The organism is Limnohabitans sp. T6-5 (genome assembly GCF_003063315.1).
In the GTDB taxonomy this organism is placed as follows: Bacteria; Pseudomonadota; Gammaproteobacteria; order Burkholderiales; family Burkholderiaceae_C; genus Limnohabitans_A.
The window spans coordinates 48,162-64,684 of sequence record NZ_NERV01000005.1 but is presented as its reverse complement, the minus strand read 5'-3'; the positions used below and the strand labels follow the sequence as shown (position 1 = coordinate 64,684).

At 59.4% G+C, this 16,523-nt stretch carries 17 protein-coding genes and 1 pseudogene; 9 read left to right on the top strand and 9 right to left on the bottom strand.

Annotated features, from left to right (window positions below):
• The first annotated feature begins 123 nt into the window (after positions 1-123).
• Positions 124-1,131 (top strand): type I glyceraldehyde-3-phosphate dehydrogenase, encoded by a 1,008-nt coding sequence (gene gap / locus B9Z51_RS17185; RefSeq protein WP_108376399.1) that lies wholly within the window; start codon positions 124-126, stop codon positions 1,129-1,131.
• A gap of 87 nt (positions 1,132-1,218) precedes the next feature.
• On the opposite strand, the gene B9Z51_RS17180 is transcribed toward gap, so the two are convergent.
• The 3 genes from B9Z51_RS17180 to B9Z51_RS17165 form a co-directional block, all read right to left on the bottom strand.
• The gene (locus B9Z51_RS17180) at positions 1,219-1,464 is read right to left on the bottom strand and encodes a hypothetical protein (protein WP_108376398.1); all 246 of its coding nucleotides are present in this window, start codon (positions 1,462-1,464) and stop codon (positions 1,219-1,221) included.
• Positions 1,457-1,723, bottom strand: a complete 267-nt coding sequence (locus tag B9Z51_RS17175; protein WP_255419318.1) for a BrnT family toxin — start codon at positions 1,721-1,723, stop codon at positions 1,457-1,459. Before B9Z51_RS17175 ends, B9Z51_RS17180 begins: the two co-directional genes overlap by 8 nt.
• A gap of 476 nt (positions 1,724-2,199) precedes the next feature.
• Positions 2,200-6,546, bottom strand: coding sequence for a DEAD/DEAH box helicase (locus B9Z51_RS17165; protein WP_108376396.1), 4,347 nt, complete (start codon positions 6,544-6,546; stop codon positions 2,200-2,202).
• On the opposite strand from B9Z51_RS17165, the gene B9Z51_RS18730 reads away from it, so the two are divergent.
• Complete coding sequence (locus B9Z51_RS18730; RefSeq protein WP_199227579.1) at positions 6,545-6,718, top strand: hypothetical protein; 174 nt, start codon at positions 6,545-6,547, stop codon at positions 6,716-6,718. The genes B9Z51_RS17165 and B9Z51_RS18730 overlap by 2 nt on opposite strands.
• Before the next feature lie 239 nt (positions 6,719-6,957).
• Here B9Z51_RS18730 and brnA read toward each other — a convergent pair whose 3' ends face one another.
• On the bottom strand, positions 6,958-7,227 hold the full coding sequence (gene brnA / locus B9Z51_RS17155) for a type II toxin-antitoxin system BrnA family antitoxin (protein WP_108376395.1): 270 nt from the start codon (positions 7,225-7,227) through the stop codon (positions 6,958-6,960).
• Positions 7,217-7,477 carry a BrnT family toxin gene (locus tag B9Z51_RS17150; RefSeq protein ID WP_233255027.1) on the bottom strand — a complete coding sequence of 87 codons (261 nt, stop codon included), beginning with the start codon at positions 7,475-7,477 and terminating at the stop codon, positions 7,217-7,219. The genes brnA and B9Z51_RS17150 overlap by 11 nt, the downstream gene beginning before the upstream one ends.
• A gap of 66 nt (positions 7,478-7,543) precedes the next feature.
• On the opposite strand from B9Z51_RS17150, the pseudogene B9Z51_RS18995 reads away from it, so the two are divergent.
• From B9Z51_RS18995 to B9Z51_RS17135, 3 genes and pseudogenes are all read left to right on the top strand, one after another.
• A pseudogene (locus B9Z51_RS18995) lies at positions 7,544-8,035 on the top strand (ATP-binding cassette domain-containing protein); the annotation flags it as partial.
• A gap of 12 nt (positions 8,036-8,047) precedes the next feature.
• Positions 8,048-8,236 (top strand): hypothetical protein, encoded by a 189-nt coding sequence (locus tag B9Z51_RS18940; RefSeq protein WP_108376393.1) that lies wholly within the window; start codon positions 8,048-8,050, stop codon positions 8,234-8,236.
• On the top strand, positions 8,229-8,837 hold the full coding sequence (locus tag B9Z51_RS17135) for a CDP-alcohol phosphatidyltransferase family protein (RefSeq protein WP_108376392.1): 609 nt from the start codon (positions 8,229-8,231) through the stop codon (positions 8,835-8,837). Before B9Z51_RS18940 ends, B9Z51_RS17135 begins: the two co-directional genes overlap by 8 nt.
• Positions 8,838-8,968: 131 nt before the next feature.
• Here the strand turns inward: B9Z51_RS17135 and B9Z51_RS17130 are convergent, their stop codons facing one another.
• Together B9Z51_RS17130 and B9Z51_RS17125 are read right to left on the bottom strand one after the other, a co-directional pair.
• The gene (locus B9Z51_RS17130; RefSeq protein ID WP_146187802.1) at positions 8,969-10,138 is read right to left on the bottom strand and encodes a hypothetical protein; all 1,170 of its coding nucleotides are present in this window, start codon (positions 10,136-10,138) and stop codon (positions 8,969-8,971) included.
• A gap of 146 nt (positions 10,139-10,284) precedes the next feature.
• A complete protein-coding gene (locus B9Z51_RS17125) occupies positions 10,285-10,887 on the bottom strand; it encodes a hypothetical protein (RefSeq protein ID WP_146187801.1) in 603 nt (200 codons plus the stop codon).
• Positions 10,888-11,245: 358 nt separating this feature from the next.
• Here B9Z51_RS17125 and B9Z51_RS17120 point away from each other — a divergent pair, with 358 nt between their 5' ends.
• The 3 genes from B9Z51_RS17120 (at position 11,246) to B9Z51_RS17105 (ending at position 13,703) form a co-directional block, all read left to right on the top strand.
• Entirely contained in the window at positions 11,246-12,007 is a 762-nt protein-coding gene (locus tag B9Z51_RS17120; RefSeq protein ID WP_199227578.1) for an N-6 DNA methylase, read from the top strand.
• Positions 12,008-12,140: 133 nt separating this feature from the next.
• Positions 12,141-13,235: a virulence RhuM family protein gene (locus B9Z51_RS17115; protein WP_108376389.1), complete on the top strand. Its 1,095-nt coding sequence runs from the start codon at positions 12,141-12,143 to the stop codon at positions 13,233-13,235.
• A 270-nt stretch (positions 13,236-13,505) separates the two neighbouring features.
• Positions 13,506-13,703, top strand: a complete 198-nt coding sequence (locus tag B9Z51_RS17105) for a DUF2283 domain-containing protein (RefSeq protein ID WP_108376388.1) — start codon at positions 13,506-13,508, stop codon at positions 13,701-13,703.
• Here B9Z51_RS17105 and B9Z51_RS17100 read toward each other — a convergent pair.
• Positions 13,691-13,882, bottom strand: coding sequence for a hypothetical protein (locus B9Z51_RS17100; RefSeq protein WP_108376387.1), 192 nt, complete (start codon positions 13,880-13,882; stop codon positions 13,691-13,693). The genes B9Z51_RS17105 and B9Z51_RS17100 overlap by 13 nt on opposite strands.
• 254 nt (positions 13,883-14,136) lie before the next feature.
• Here B9Z51_RS17100 and B9Z51_RS17095 point away from each other — a divergent pair, with 254 nt between their 5' ends.
• Positions 14,137-14,982: a type I restriction enzyme endonuclease domain-containing protein gene (locus B9Z51_RS17095; protein WP_199227577.1), complete on the top strand. Its 846-nt coding sequence runs from the start codon at positions 14,137-14,139 to the stop codon at positions 14,980-14,982.
• 526 nt (positions 14,983-15,508) lie between these two features.
• Here B9Z51_RS17095 and B9Z51_RS17090 read toward each other — a convergent pair.
• Positions 15,509-16,294, bottom strand: a complete 786-nt coding sequence (locus B9Z51_RS17090; RefSeq protein ID WP_108376385.1) for a class II aldolase/adducin family protein — start codon at positions 16,292-16,294, stop codon at positions 15,509-15,511.
• Positions 16,295-16,523: the final 229 nt, after the last annotated feature.

The window sequence follows — 16,523 nt, the reverse complement described above, 5'->3', positions numbered from 1 at the left end:
CCGGTTCAACCTCTTCAGCGCCTGTGGGCGCTGAAGTCACGTTCAGGGATCAGGCTCATGCAAGGGTCTTGTTCTCAAATCCGGTTACGTAACGGTTTCGTAACTTTCTCCTGAGGCATTCACATGACCATCAAAGTAGGCATCAACGGATTTGGCCGCATCGGCCGTCTGGCTCTTCGCGCCGCCCTCAAGCACGGCTACGACGACATCCAGATCGTCGGCATCAACGACCCCAAGCCCGCCGACTACCTGGCTTACATGCTGAAGTACGACAGCGTGCACGGCCGCTTTGATGGCACGGTGGACTTCACCGACGACGCCCTGATCGTCAACGGCAAAAAGATCAAGCTCTCGCACGAACGCGACGCGCACAACCTGCGCTGGGGCGCGATGGGCGTGCACACCGTGCTCGAATGCACCGGCCACTACTTGACCGAGCCCACCAGCCAAATGCACTTGGCAGCGGGCGCCAAAAAAGTCGTGATCTCGGCCCCCTCCAAAGACAGCATCCCCATGTTCGTCTATGGCGTGAACCACAAAAAATACGCCGGCGAAGCCATCGTGTCGAATGCCAGCTGCACCACCAACTGCCTGGCCCCCGTGGTGAAAGTGCTCCACGACAAGTGGGGCATCAAACGCGGTCTGATGACCACCGTGCACGCCGCCACCGCCAGCCAAATGACCGTAGACAGCTCCTCGCGCAAAGACTGGCGCGGCGGCCGAGGCATCCTCGAAAACATCATCCCCAGCAGCACCGGCGCGGCCAAGGCTGTGGGCGTGGTGATCCCCGAGATCAAGGGCAAGATCACCGGCATGGCCTTCCGCGTGCCCACGTCAGACGTGTCGGTCATTGACCTGACCGTGGAGCTGAACAACGATGCCAGCTACGCCGAAATTTGCGCCGAAATGAAAGCGCAAAGTGAAGGCGCCCTCAAAGGCGTGCTGGGCTACACCGACGAAAAAGTCGTCTCCACCGACTTCCGTGGTGAACCCTGCGCCAGCGTGTTCGACGCGACCGCTGGCATTGCGCTGGACAAGAGCTTCGTCAAGATCGTCGCCTGGTACGACAACGAATGGGGCTACGCCAAGCAGTGCCTGGAAATGATCCGGGTGGTGGCTAAGAAGAAGTGAGCGTTGGTTGAGTCGGTCGCAGGTGCCTGCGGCAGACTCAGCTGCCGATCCCACGCCAGGGCTCAGAGGCGCTTCGTGCAATTTAGGTCAGGAAGCCGCCAAGCGTTTGCGCGTGGTGGTCTTTGTACGAACAGACAGGACTTGCGTTTCGTGAGCGAAAGCCAGCATGCTGGCCAAAGCCTTATTGACGGCTTCAGAAGTCGGAAATGCCTTCAGAATTTCGGGCTGCAACACCACGACATTGCTGCCCTGCACGAAATGTTTGAGGTACTTGCCGCGAACCCCCTTGCCCAGTTGGTCGCGCTTCAATTCAGGAATATCCAGATCAGCCATTTTTGTAGATGTCTTTTTCATATCGGGTTGCCTTTCTTGCGCTGATGATTCGAATGGTGTTGCGACGCTCCGTGTGAACGACCACTAAAAGTCGCTCCTTATTTAAGATTCCATAAGTTCGGCTCCGGTCTTCATCCATTGAGTGATCAGAGTCCGAAAAAGTCAAGGCCAAAGCATCTCCAAAAACGCTGACAGCCTCGTCAAAAGACACGCCATGCTTGAGCAAGTTGCTTTGTGCTTTTTGATTATCCCAAGCGATTGAGCCACGACAGCGCGATGACGGGTATGACGGGTATGACGGGTATGACGGGTATGACGGGTATGACGGGTATGACGGCGGCATATTTAACATTTCCTCGGAAGTAGACAGCGACAGCCAGTGCGCAACCGACGGAGAACAAAAGGAGCAGTGAAGAGCGCTGCACTGACATCCTGGGACCGAGCTTGGCAATAAAGCCACTGGGGGTGAAGAGCGTGGCGCAGCTGACGTTTTTTGCGCATCGCCAGCGCCTGCCGCAACTGCCGCAAAGCATGGCCGAGCAGCTGGCCCGGAGCGCCCCCGCGCTGCCCGGGCCCCACGCCTCGCAGGTCGATGCCATCGAAAAAAATGGACCCGCCGCTACGAGGTGTGACAAGAAGCTTTCGTCTTTCAGGTCGGCTTCAGCCCCGACAACGGTCCCTGATGTGTAGATGTCGGCGCTGAAGCCCCGACCTGCAAAAATGGCTTGCGCCTGATCAATCCCTGAGCAATTCCGCCAATGCGGAGGCATCCAGCACGGCCGAGCCGTCCTGGTCGTTGAGCATGCTGTCGGCCAGGCTGCGTTTGTCGTGGTGCATTTGCAAGATGCGCTCCTCCACCGAACCCTGGGTGACCAGGCGGTAGACGGTGACGGGGCGTTGCTGGCCCATGCGGTGGGCACGGCCGCTGGCCTGGTCTTCGGCGGCCGGATTCCACCAGGGGTCGACGATGATGACGTAGTCGGCCACCGTCAAGTTCAGGCCAAAGCCGCCCGCCTTCAGGCTGATTAGAAACACCTCGCCCTGCCCTTGCTGAAAGGCGGCCACCCGCTTGCCTCGCTCGGCAGCCGGGGTGCTGCCGTCCAGGTATTGGTAGGCCACACCGAGGGCCTCCAGGCGCTCGGCCAAGAGCTTGAGGTAGTCGGTGAACTGGCTGAACACCAGGGCTTTGTGTTGGCCCGCCACCAGCTCTTGTACCAAGCGTTCAAATTCCTCGATCTTGGCCCCGGAGAGCCCCATCTCGGGCACCACCAGGCGCGGGTCGCAAGCGGCGCGGCGCAGCTTCATCAGTTCGGCCAACATGCGAATTTGCGGGCCTTTCTTGTCTTGGGCGGCTTTTTCAACCTCCTCGCGGGCTTGGCGGCGCATGGCTTCTTGCAAGGCGCGCTCGGCCTCGCTGGGTTGCACCAGGTGAACGATCTCGGTGCGCGGCGGCAGGTCTTGCAAGACCTGGGCCTTGGTGCGGCGCAGCAAGAAGGGCGCAATGATGCGTCGCAGGCGCTGGCGCACCGCCGGGTCTTGCTGGCGCTCAATGGGGCCGGCAAAGCGTTCTTGAAACTGGTTGGCCGAGCCCAGCAAGCCGGGGTTCAAGATGTTCATCAACGACCACAACTCGGACAGCCGGTTTTCCACCGGTGTGCCCGACAGGGCCAGGCGAAAGCCCGCCTGCAGCTGGCTGACCACTTGCGCGCGTTTGGTGGCGGCGTTCTTCAAGGCCTGGGCTTCGTCCAGCACCAGCGTCGCCCAGGCGGCCTGCGTGAAGGCTTCGCTGTCTTGCTGCACCAGGCCGTAGCTGGCCACCAGGACATGGCCGGGGCCGAGCTCAGCAAAGACCTGGCGGCGGTCTGCAGCCTCATGATAAATGTGCACCTCCAGGCTGGGTGCAAAGCGGTGGATCTCGTCGCGCCAATTGCTGCACACCGAGGTGGGTGCCAGCACCAGAGCGGCCCCTGCCTTGCTGCGTTGCAGCAGCAGGGCCAGGGTCTGCACGGTTTTGCCCAGGCCCATGTCGTCGGCCAGGCAGGCACCCAGCCCCGAGCGCGACAGGCGCGCCAGCCATTGGTAGCCCTGGCGTTGGTAGTCTCTCAACTCTGCCTGCAGGGTGCGCGGCACGGGGGCCTCCCATTGACTGGCTTTGGCCAGCTCGTCCACGCGCTCGCGCCAGGCTTTGTCGCCCTTCAGTTCCACGCCACCGAGCTGTTCGCTCAGCCAGGCCGCTGCGGCGTGCGGCAGTTGCAGGCCCGCCTTCTTGCTGTTTTGCGCCAGGCCGTCCAGGTCTTTGAGCTGCTGACGCAGGCGGTCGCTGAGCGCCAGGACCTGACCCTCGGCCAGCGTCACAAAACGGCTGCTGCTGCCGCGCATCAGGGCCAAAAGCTGCTGCAGACCCATGACCCGGCCTTCGTCCAGCTGCACCTCGCCGTCCAGCGCCAGCCAATCGCGGCCGCTGCCCACAGTGATCGACATCTGCTGGCTGTGAACTTGCTGAATGTTGACGGCGCGCCCTTTGGGCCAGTCGATGGCGGCAACGCCGGGCTGGCCCGGCAGTTGGTCCAGCGCACTCAAGGCTTCGTCGGGCGTGTCAAGCAACACCGTTTGGTCGGCGCTGTGCTCGGGGTCCAGCATGGGCAGGCTTTCGAGCACGCTGGTCAGCCAACGCCGCTCTTCGCTCAGGCTGCGCTCACACCACAGGCTCTCGCCCTCGTGTACGCACACCATGCGGGCACGCCCCATGCCGGGCACCACCAGGGGGCCATAGTCGCCAAAGGGTTGCACCACCAGGCGCAAGGTCAGGCCCTCGCCTGCAGGGGCCAGTTGTGCGCGCAAACGGCTTTCGGCGGGCACTTGGCGGCCCGTTTGGGCGTCGCCCTGCAACTCAAAGTGCGAGGCCAAGGCTTGCAGTGCGGCGTTCAACTCGGTTTGTGCCTGGGCGGGCACCCGCCAGCCGTTGGTGATGAGGTCGGCCACCTGCTGCTGCGCCGGGCTGATGTGGATGAGCTTGGCCACGCCAGGGCTCACGCGCACGATGCGCCACTGGGCCCGGTCCTCTTCAGCGGCACGGAGGTCGTCACCCCACAGCTTGAAATGATCGGGCACCTGGGGCGATGTCTTCAGGTTGATGGGCGGGTCAATCTCGAACAGATAGCTGGCGTTTGCGCCGTCGCCTTCTCGTTTGACCAGCAAGCGCGGCTGGGCAGGCACCATCTCCAGCCACTGCTGAGGCGCGTCTTCCAGCATCAGGTGGGGGTGGCCCTTCAGGGCTTGCAGTGCGCCGGTGATATTCAGCACGGGCTGGGTGCTGTTGCGTGGGCGCTGCAGGTGGCGCAGCACCGCACTGTCGCGGGCGGGTAAGCCTTGGCGCTTTTGGGCTGCCAGCCAGCCCAGGGGTTTGAGCTTGACGGCCCCACGCGCCCCAGTGCTCATCTCCAACATGTTCAGGTCGATCGGGCGACCCTGTTCATCGATGCTCAGGCTCCACGCCCATTGCAGCGCAGGCTTGTCGGCCACTGCGGCAGGGTCGCTGGAGGCGCTGAGGTTCAGAATGGCTTGCAGTGCGTCGCGCCAAGGCTCAGGCGGGGCCCCAAAAATGCGTGCGGGCCTTGCCGCCACGGGGTGAACCCATTCAGCGCTGGGCCAGCCCAGGCGCTCGCAGGCCTCTAGCGTGGGGGCCAGCAGGCTGCCTAGGCACTGGTTCTTGAGGAACGCCAGCGTGGCGGCGACCTGGTCGTCCTTGGGCGGCTCACCGGCAGGCTTGCCCAGCCAGGCCAATTGCAGCAGGTGTTCAGCCTTGATGTCTCGCTTCAAAAAGTCGGTGTAGTACGGGGGCCAAGGCGACTTGCCCAGGCGCGCATCAATCGCTTGAACCCACGCGCCAAAAATACCGTCGTTGATGTCCGGCTGGCGGCGGCCAGACGCTGCCACGCACAACTTGCGAGCCACCTCCCAATCTTTGTGGTCGTCGCTGCTCAGCCAGGCCAGCACTTCGAGCTGCTGCAGCCAAGGTGGCAGCAGCTCGGCCCATTTGACCTTGGCCGCACGCAGCGCTTTGCCATTGGCCGCAAAGGCCTGACGCGCGCCACCGTGGTCGCCCGCTTGCAGCAGTTGCAGGCCATCAATGGCACCCGCCAGCTCGGGCACATAGCACCAATCCGGGCCCAGCAGGGCGGTGACCTGCGCGCCGCGCGCGTCACCCGCCATAGAGATGCCCAAGGCCAGACGCGTGATGGGTTGCGGCACCAAGCGGCCCGATGGGATCTCGGTCTCCAGCCAAGCGATAGCCAAGGGGTAATTCGGCTCGTCCATGCGGCTCAGGGCCGTGAGCAACAGCTTTTGCAGCCACAAGGGGTCGGCCTGGCCCATCAACTCGGGCAACCAGGCATCTTTAAATATCTGGTCTGCCCATTGCGGCAGGTAGTTCGCCAGTGCGTGGGTTGCAAGCATGGCCACGGCCTCGGCCTCGCTGCGCCCTGACCAGAGGTGGGCCCGTACCACGCAATAGCCCAAAGCCACGCGCTCTGGCTGAAGCGCCCAAGTGTTGAGCCGAGTCGTGTTGAGGCGCTGCACCAAGTGGGGACACAGCGCCGTGGGCTGCAGGGTGGTGTAGATCCGCACCGCGTTCTCGCGGTAAGCCGGTGCTGCAAAGTTCAACTCTTGGCGGCCACTGTGGCCAGGGTTGACCAAGCCGCGCTCGCGCAAAACCACCAGTTGGGCACGCACGCTGGTTTCAGTCACCGAGCCCGTCCACCCCACCAAGTCGCCATGCAGTCGCAACAGCTGGGTCATCTCGGCGGCCGTGGTGCTTTGCGACAGCAGCACCATCATGTCCAACACCTGTTGCACCCGCGCCTCGTCCACAGGGCGCTTGTCCAGCGGGTTGGCATCCACCTTGGCATGCGTGTCAATGGGCGGCCATGGCTGGCCTGAGGGCGTGGTGTAACCCTGAGGGGCGGGTTTGAACTTGGCCACAGAGGGCTCCTTCATGAAGGGGTCGGCAAGCGGGTTGAGGACATACACAGAGAAATTGGCGGGTGGCCCGACCACCCACGCGGCATTTTCCCAGAGGTTCATGAACCTCTGTGCTCATCAGCCTGACCAAGCCTTATGCGGTGTGACCGCTGGTATCGTGCTTTTGTTCTACGCGGCCATCCCCCTGGCCTTTGCGGTGGCCAACCCCGCCACCAACGCACTGCCCGCCGCAGCCTTGCTGGCCAGCTTCATCGGCACCGGCAGCAGCTTTTAGGCCTTCGTCGAACTCGCCTGAAAACGCGGCCTGCTAGACACCGCCTTGCCGGGCAAAAGCTTTTACTTTTTAGGGGGCCTTGCCGAAGCCACCGAAACCATCACCGTCTTCGCCGCCATGTGCATCTGGCCTGAACACTTTGCGGTGTTGGCTTATGGGTTTGCTGGGTTGTGTGCGGTGACTACGGGGATGCGGGTGGGGTGGGGGTATCGGCGGTTGGGGTGAAGCTGACGCGAAGTTCAGCGGTGCGTTGCAACTTTGGGCGTCCGTTGAAAGGGAACATGAGACGTCGTCGCCTCAAGGCGCTCGGCCAGCCAGACCTTGATCACGGACTGCCTGGTCACCCCCAGTTTGCTGGCTTCGCGGTCCAGCGAGTCAATCATCCATGTTGGAAAATCAACATTCACCCGCTTCTGCTCCTGCAGCACGCGCCTGGATTTGGACAAGTCCAAAGAAGCCGTGATGTCGGCGCCATCATCAAACTGCTGATCAAACTTTTTAGCTTTCATAAAGTGCCACCTCTTCTGTGCGTGCGCGACGCACGGATATCAATCGGATATGGGCTCCCCGGTAGGTGATGACTGCCGACCAATGCTTCCCATCCATGACGCCAATCACCAGATAACGTGGTTCGTCATCTGTTTTTGCCGGAATTTCCAACAGCATCGGGTCATTCCACAGCACCTGAGCTTGGACGAAATCAATGCCATGCTTTGTGCGATTGGAATCACTCTTTGCGGCGTCAAACTCAAAAGACATCATGGTATAGAAAATATACCTTAATTGTCATCCAACAACAAGCCGCCTGAGCACTATGCGCTGTGCGTCTATGGCGTGAACCACAAAAAGTATGCGGGTGAGGCCATCGTGTCAAACGCCAGCTGCACCACCAACTGCCTGGCCCCCGTGGTGAAAGTGCTCAACGACAAATGGGGCATCAAGCGCGGCCTGATGACCACCGTGCACGCCGCCACCGCCAGCCAGATGACCGTGGACAGCTCCTCGCGCAAAGACTGGCGCGGTGGCCGTGGCATCCTCGAAAACATCATCCCCTGCAGCACGGGTGCGGCCAAGGCCGTGGGCTTGGTGTTTCAAGATGCCTTACTCTTCCCGCACATGACGGTGGCCGAGAACCTGCTGTTTGCCGTCCCCGTCAGTGACACCAGCGGCACTCGTAACACCACCGCGCAGCGTCAAGCCCGCGTGCAACAAGCGCTACAAGAAGCTGAGCTGACTGGCATGGGCGAGTGCGACCCGTCCACGCTCTCGGGCGGGCAACGTGCGCGTGTGGCGCTCATGCGCGCCTTGCTGGCCTAGCCGCAAGCGCTCTTGCTCGACGAGCCGTTTTCCAAACTCGACGCCGCCTTGCGCGCCCAGCTGCGCCCGTGGGTGTTTGCGCATGTGCGCGAGCGGCGCATCCCGGTGGTGCTGGTCACGCACGACGAACAAGACGTGGCCGACCCGCAGCGCGTGGTGCACTTGCGCGCCGCCACCGAAGAAAGCCCAAGCCATGTTTGACCGCCACGCCCAAACCCTCTTGCGCCCCGCGCTGAACGCTGCCGCACGCGGCTTGGTGCGCGCAGGCATCGGCGCTGACGCGCTCACCTGGCTGGGCTTTGCCATCGGCATGGCCGCCGCCGTGGCCATTGCAGTGCAAGCGTGGTGGTGGGGCTTGGCGCTGCTGCTGGCTTCGCGCTTGCTCGACGGCCTGGACGGCAGCGTGGCCCGCCTGACCCAACCCACCGACGCGGGCGGCTTCCTGGACATCGCACTCGACTTCGTGTTCTACGCCGCCATCCCCCTGGCCTTTGCGGTGGCCAACCCCGCCACCAACGCCCTGCCCGCCGCAGCCCTGCTGGCCAGCTTCATCGGCACCGGCAGCAGCTTTTTGGCGTTTGCGGTACTGGCCGAAAAACGCGGCTTGACGGACACCGCCTTGCCGGGCAAAAGCTTTTACTTCTTGGGCGGTTTGACTGAAGCCACCGAGACCATCACCGTGTTTGCCGCCATGTGCGTGTGGCCTGAACACTTTGGGGTGTTGGCTTATGGGTTTGCTGCACTGTGTGCCGTGACGACAGGGATGCGGGTTTGGTGGGGGTATCGGCAGTTACGTTGTTGACGCCGACCAAAAATAGCCATGCACCGCCCAAAAAGTTCAGCAATCGAACCCGACGCACCGCCGTCATATCGCGTGAGCTCCGTGAATGCTCAATCGACAGTTAGGCATCAGTACGCGATTTAAGAACAGCATTAGAACTCATAATCCACTACCCAATTCCAAGGTGTCCCAAAGCGCTTCTTTTGCTCTAGGAGGGCCAAGTAGAAGGGATCTTCACTGAGAGGAAATAGGTGATTGGGCTCAGGCAGTCCATCTGTGTCGAAGTTCGCGTCCAAGAGAATCACCGCGTCAAGGTCGCGTGCGGCGGCAGCAATCTCGTTCGCACGGAACGCAGGTAGCCCGCATCGTTGCCGTATAGGTCGTTCAACCGGCAAATGTTCGAAAACTCCAAGCTTATTGACTAGGTAGTCGGTTTGCCTAACGGCGGGATCGCGAAAGCGGAAAAAGTAGATAACACCCTCATGCTCGCCCTCGTTGATGTGCCGATATGTCGCCTTAAGCGAGTTGGAGAGTTCGGACCAACGATGCGACGCAAAAAATGCGGCCGTCGCTAGATCGAAAGTAATGTCAAGTCCGATAGTCTTTTTACCGTAGTGCTGCTCAATCAAAGGGTACTCGTAGCAGTCATGAAACCTGTGACGCTTCCATCGCTTGAAGTACTCTTGACTTTCTGGGTCATGGAAGTCCTCTAGGTCCGAAATAGAGAAATGGGGCCCGTAGCGTTCATGGTTTCGTTTGTGCAGCGTTCGCCAGTCCGCTATCCCATGGTAGACAAGCTCGTCGGCTTGAAATGTCTCAAAGATTGATTGGGACGGTCCCAAGTTACGCGCTGAGAGCGGTTGATCTAGGAACTGCCGCCAATAACTTGGAGTAATTATTCGCTCCATCCTCTGGGCATCGCAGATCCTAGGATTTGGTACCGACCTAGACATCCAATAATCGCGGGGCTGCCCACGAAAACTGGTGAAGCCCTGTTCTATTGCTTCGCGATGCCGCGGACTTTCTGCTATTTCGCGCAGATCTTTCAAGTCGCGAACGTTCTTATATGTGGGTGTGTCGATTGGGGGTTGGGCAGGCGTTTGCGCTCCATTCAAGAACGCAGCAAACTCGTCAAGTTCGAAGAGCCCTGACATTTTCAAGCCATAGTGGCAGTCCATAACCATTGACCGTGGCGTGTTTCCCCATCCATTCTCAATTGGCCAAACCACATAGCCAGCTTCTGCCGCTTTCGATGCGATGGTGTGTGGCACCCCACGGGCCTCCATATCGCGAACAAACTCTGCCGCCTGCTCTTCAAACATTGACGTTTCCTCATTGATAGTCGATTTGATGGGCACCAAATTGTGTAGTTCTAATGCCAAACGCACAGGTTAACTGGCAAAAATGCGGTGCATTGTTGTCAGCGTTGACCTACGGTTGCACTGAGGTGAATAAGGACGCGCCTTGGTTAAGGGTGGAACTCACCAGGTTCCAAAATGTCGTACTTCGAGTTGAGTTCCATCGCGAGTGTCATTGCGCCGTTGAGAATATTGGTGAAGTGTTGCGAGCAATGGTCTATCTCCTTCACTCGATAGAAGTAGCTGGCGCCGAAACCCCACATGACATCTGGTCGAGGAGTTTCGCGACGCCTAGATGAATATGAAGCGGGGCACAGAAAGTAGCCATGCATGTGAGGCTGTATTGCCATTCCATGCGCAATCTGGTTGCGGTATGTGCTCGCCTCGTTGTAGACCTTGATCAGATCCAGAACAATTTTCAGTTCCACCTTGTCCCGGTTCAGAAAGAATTCCTCGGCTGCGTACTTCAGTGCGAGGTGCCTACCGAACACAGACTCAATGGTTCCATACGCGCGGCATGGAGCAAACGAGACCGATTCACATAGAAGTTGGTACAACTTTATCAATGCTGACTCGGCGTGCTCCCATGCGCTTAAGGCACGACCTACAGCCTCATGAATTGGAGCTGTGGAAGCTTCGCCGTGGAAGTCGGCGGAGGGCATCACACGGGCCGGCGGCGCCCAGCGAGGAACTGGTATGAATTTGATGGGCATGTGGAGAGTTCAGTCTTGTGCGGCCTAACGTGATGTAAACAGCAAAACCCGGTTTATAGACCCGGTCCGTGCCGATACATCTTTTATTGAAATCGTTGCAAGCGGCATGCAAACTTAGCCTGCCACCTCTAGCAACCTCCGCACCATGCCAGCGCAGCAGGCCCGAAGCGCCCAACTATAACCAAATAACTAACATAAATTACCTACAAAACGCCTTTACGTGTAAACCCCCATAAGCCCCCCAAGCCCACCCAAAACACAACACAAAGCTGGGCATAATCATTCACGCCCCCGCTGGCCACCCCGCCCAAACGCCACTCCGGCAAACCCCCAAAAACAACAGTCAGCCCCCGCACAGATGACCGCCAACGCCTTCCACAACATCGCGCAAATTGAAACCAGCCTGTGGGAAGCCGCCGATCAGCTCCGTGCCAACTCCAACCTCACGGCCACCGAATATTCCATGCCGGTGTTGGGCGTGATTTTTTTGCGGCACGCCACCAACCGTTACCAAACCGCATTGCAAGCCATTGAGGCCGCGCAGGCGGCGGGCACTAGCCCCAAGCGCCCGCTGGTCAAGGGCGACTTCATCAAGCGCCGTGCTTTGATGCTGCCCGAGGCCGCTCGCTACGACACCTTGCTCAACCTGCCTTCTGGGGCCAGCTTGGGCGGCGCACTGGTGGCGGCCATGAACGCGATCGAGGCCGACTTTGCGCCGCTGCAAGGCAGCTTGCCCAAAGACTACGACCGCTTTGACAACAAGTTGCTCGAAAACCTGCTGCGCTGCTTTGACAGCCAAGCCCTGCGCCAAGCCACGGGCGATGTGTTTGGCCGCATCTACGAATATTTCTTGATGAAGTTCGCCATGCAAGGCGCGCAAGACAAGGGCGAATTTTTCACGCCGCCTTCGCTGGTGCAAACGCTGCTCAACATCATCGAGCCCAACCACGGTGTCGTGGCCGACTTGGCTTGCGGCTCAGGTTCGAAGGCGAAATTCCGGCAGCCAACACTTTCTGCGATGCCAAGCACCGGCTGCAAGACGCCCAACTGGGGGCTGATCAGAGGTTTACGGATTTGCGCGCGTTCACCACGGGGTGTGAGTGGGGTGGTTTGGCGCTAGGATAGTGAAGCAAATTACGAAGCGCACAGGTCTCTGGCCGTTGCAATGCTTGAGCCTACGCTGCTCGCCGCCTGGCGTACTGAGTTCGGATTAGCACCATCATTTTGAGCGAAGCGATTAGAGGGCCTGCGTCATGACCAAGGAAGATAAACCCATCGAGAAGCAAGCCATCACTGTCAGTGCCGGTGCGGAATCGCCCTTTTTGCTTTACGCCGGTGATGACGAGAAAGTGCATGTCCGCGTTCTCATTCACGCCGAGACGCTGTGGCTGCCGCAACGCTTGATGGCCGAACTGTTCCAGACCACCCCCGATAACGTCGGGTTGCACCTCAAGAACATCTACGCCGAAGGCGAACTGGCGGAATCGGCAACTGCCGAGGATTTCTCGGTAGTTCAAAACGAAGGTGGCCGGGCCGTCCGGCGCACGCTCAAGCACTACAGCCTGGACGCCATCATCGCAGTCGGCTACCGGGTCAGCTCCAAGCGCGCCACCCAGTTCCGCATCTGGGCCACACAGATCCTCAATGAGTACATCCGCAAGGGTTTTGTCCTGGACGACGAGCGCTTGAAGCAGGGCAAACAAGTCTTCGGCGAAGACTACTTTTTGGAGTTACTGGAGCGGGTCCGTTCCATCCGTGCCAGCGAGCGCCGCATCTACCAGCAAATCACCGACATCTTCGCTGAGTGCAGCGTGGACTACGATCCCAAGTCGGACATCACGCAGAACTTTTATGCCATGGTGCAGAACAAGTTCCATTTCGCCATTACCGGCCAGACGGCCGCCGAGATCATTCACAGCAAGGTTGACCACAATGCCCCGCACGCGGGCCTGCTGACTTGGAAAATCGCCCCGCATGGGCGAGTCCTCGCCTCTGATGTGACCATCGCCAAAAACTACCTGACTGAACCCGAGATCAAGCGCCTGGAGCGCACCATCTCCAGCTTCTTCGACTACATCGAAAACATCATCGAGAACCGGGTGCAAATGGGCATGGCCGATATGGCCACCAGCGTGGATAAGTTTCTGAGTTTCAACGAGTACAAGCTGCTGACGCATAAAGGCCGGATCAGCAAGACTCAGGCAGACCAGAAAGCTTTGGCCGAATACGCGCAATTCAATCGAACGCAAAAAATTGAATCGGACTTTGACCGGGTCTTGAAGGTCACAAAAGCACTTGGAGTTGACGTTTCTCAGGTCAAACGCAAGGGCGATAAGAGCAAAAAATAGATCGGGCTACCGGATGTGTGCACTGGCAGGTGTTTGCACCAAGTGACAGGCCAGTTGTTGTGGCGAAAACCTACTTTATTTACCGCACTGACTGCGCTGGATGCGCCACTGATTCACACCGGTGAAACACGGTTCAAAGACCCAACCCATCTGTGGGCGTACAAAAATCTCCCTGGTCGAACTGATCATTTGGTCTGCGCGGTGTTGGTCCTCGAAGACGCCGTGGTCGTTAAAACTGTCATGCACGAATTTGTATTGGAGGCTTAACCCATGAAAACCACCTACTACGACCAAGATGACATCTTGGTGATTCATCTCTCGGATAAACCCATTGCACGCGAGGTGTCGCAGGACTGGAACACGCATGTCAGCTACGCTGCTGATGGCACTGCCGTAGAAGTCGTCGTGCTGGACGCCAGAGCCAACGGCGCACTCCCGGTAGAAATCCTCCACGGTCAAGCCGTCTGATCGACCGCACCCCACTCCAACACCGCCTCGCGATCACTGCTGCGCCCCAGCGTGCCGGTGGGGCCAAAGCTCTCTTGGTTGAAGGCATAGACGTTGTCCCAGCCCAACGCCCGCTCCAGGTGCTCGGCAAACGTGGCCTGCACCAGGCGGTCTTCACTGTGGATGTCGGTGTAGGCCATGGTTTCTACTGGCTTTTTATAAAGGACAAATCTCTTGATTCGAATTTAAGAAAATCCATACAAATCAATGACTTACAAACTTCTATCAACCCGAAAGGTCTTTGCCTCATCATGATTACCCCTGTTCTGTCCTTTAGAAACCCAGCCTATCCATCCGATTATTGATCCGGCACCCCGGTCGGTGGCTTTGGCCCCGATGTTTTGCCGTCTGCGCAGGCCCCATGTCGTGTGAGGAGCCGCCGACGGGGGAAAGGTTGCGCGACTTGCGCGAGGCGCTGACCAAGCGCCGCTATGAAATTTTGTCCCGTGTGGTGTTCAGCCGCTTCAAGGCTTTGTTGGTGGAGCCTTCAGCGCTGGTCTATGCCGAGCGGCACGACAACATCGAAGCGATTTACAAAAAGCTCAGCGAGCGGCGCGACACCGCCGATGTGAGCGAGTTGCTCAAAGAGCTGCGCCGCATCGTCAACGAAGCGATTGCCACCCATGCCTCCGGGGTGGATCAGGCCAATGGACTGACGGTGGACTTGTCGCAGATCAACATGGAAAAGCTGCGCGACGAATTTGCCAGCAAGGTGCAGCGCAAGGCCACGGCCATTGAAGACATTCGCCAGATCGTGGAAGACAAGCTGGCGCAGATGCTGGCGCAAAACCCGCTGCGCATGAACTACGAGAAAAAGTACCAAGAGATCATCGCCGCCTACAACCAGGACAAAGACCGCGCCACCATCGAAGACACCTTTGCCAAACTGCTGGATGTGATGGCCGCGCTGGACGTGGAGCAGCAACGCGCTGTGCAAGAAGGCTTGAGCGAAGATCAGCTGGCGCTGTTTGATTTGGTGCAACGCGGTGACTTGAACAAGACAGAGCGCGAACGCATCAAACAAGCCAGCCGCGATTTGCTGGCGGGCGTGATGGCGGTCATTGCGCCCTTGGACCGCTGGACCGAAAAAGAGCAGACCCAAGCCGAGGTGGAAACCTTCATCCTCGACCAGGTCTACCTGTCACTGCCCGAGCCGCCTTACTCGCCACAAGACAAAGCGGGCGTAGCGCAATTGGTTTACCGGCACATTTGGCAGCAGAGCTTGCGCGAGCATTTGTAAACATTGAGTCATGGCCAATGCAGCTGAGCGAACAGCTGCTTGGGTGCAGCTGTCACTATTGATCCGGCCCTGTGAAGTATTCAATGGGCAACGATGTTGTAGGTCGGTGGCTTTAGCCCCGACACGCAGCCTGTGCCGAAGCCTCCAATGTGGGGGCTATAGCCACCGATCAACGGGGAGACCCGACCACCGACCTACAAAACAGCCTGCGCAGCCCCCGTAGGTCGGCACTCGAAGAGTCCGACAAATGGCCTAACCGGCACCACCGCTTGCCCCAGGCGACATCGGTCATCAAGCCCCCACGTCGGGGTCTTCGACCGCCGACCTACAAAATACTGCGACCTCGTAGGTCGGCACTCGAAGAGTCCGACAAATGGCCTAACCGGCACCACCGCTTGCCCCAGGCGACATCGGTCATCAAGCCCCCACGTCGGGGTCTTCGACCGCCGACCTACAAAATACTGCGACCTCGTAGGTCGGCACTCGAAGAGTCCGACGTCTGCCCGCACAGCCAACACTGACTGCCTCAAGCCGCATACCCCGGGCTTTCGCGCTCCAGTTTGCGCAGCAGCGAAGGCCACACAAATTGACCGCCCAGGCCGCCGGTCTGCACGCGTGAGGCATGCGCCACACCGTCCAAAATCTTCGGGTTAACGGCGGTCAGGTCTTGTGCACCGCTTTGTCCGGCCAGTGCATCCACCTGGATGCGGCAGGTGTTCTCGAAGGTGTACATCGACAAGAATGCATCGGCAATCGTCTTGCCCACGGTGAGCAAACCGTGGTTACGCAGCATCAGGTAATTGGCATCGCCCAGATCGGCTTGCAGCCGGGTCTTTTCATCGTCGCGAATCGCCACGCCCTCGTAGCCGTGATAGGCCAGAGAAGCCAGCACAAAAGTGCTTTGCTGGCTGATGGGCAGCACGCCGTGTTGTTGGGCGCTGACGGCCACGCCAGCGCGCGTGTGGGTGTGCAGCACGCAACCGGCGTCATGCCGCACCTCATGCACCGCGCTGTGAATGACGAAACCAGCAGGGTTCACCGGGAAGGGGCTGTCGTGCAGCTTGTTGCACTGCATGTCGACCTTGACCAGACTCGACGCCGTGATTTCGTCAAACATCAGGCCATAGGGGTTGATCAAGAACTGGTCTTGCCCGCCCGTGACCGACTCGGGCAACTTGGCGCTGATGTGGGTAAACACCAGATCACTCCAGCCATACAGCGCCACCAGCCGGTAACAAGCCGCCAAGTCCAGGCGCAATTGCCACTCATCGGGGTGAACCTGGTCTTTCAGGGAGGGAATGTCAAACGCCATGGCTGGTACTCCAGAGAAAAAATTCCAGCTTAACCAGAAGCTGTCGCCAGAAATGACGTGTTGGTGACTGTTCGGTCGTTATCGCTCATCAAGCCCCATGTCGGGGTCTTCGACCGCCGACCTACAAAAACCAGCGACCTCGTAGGTCGGCACTCGAAGAGTCCGACAAATGGCCGATCAGCCACTACCGCCAGCCCCAGGCGTCATCGGTCATCAAGCCCCCATGTCG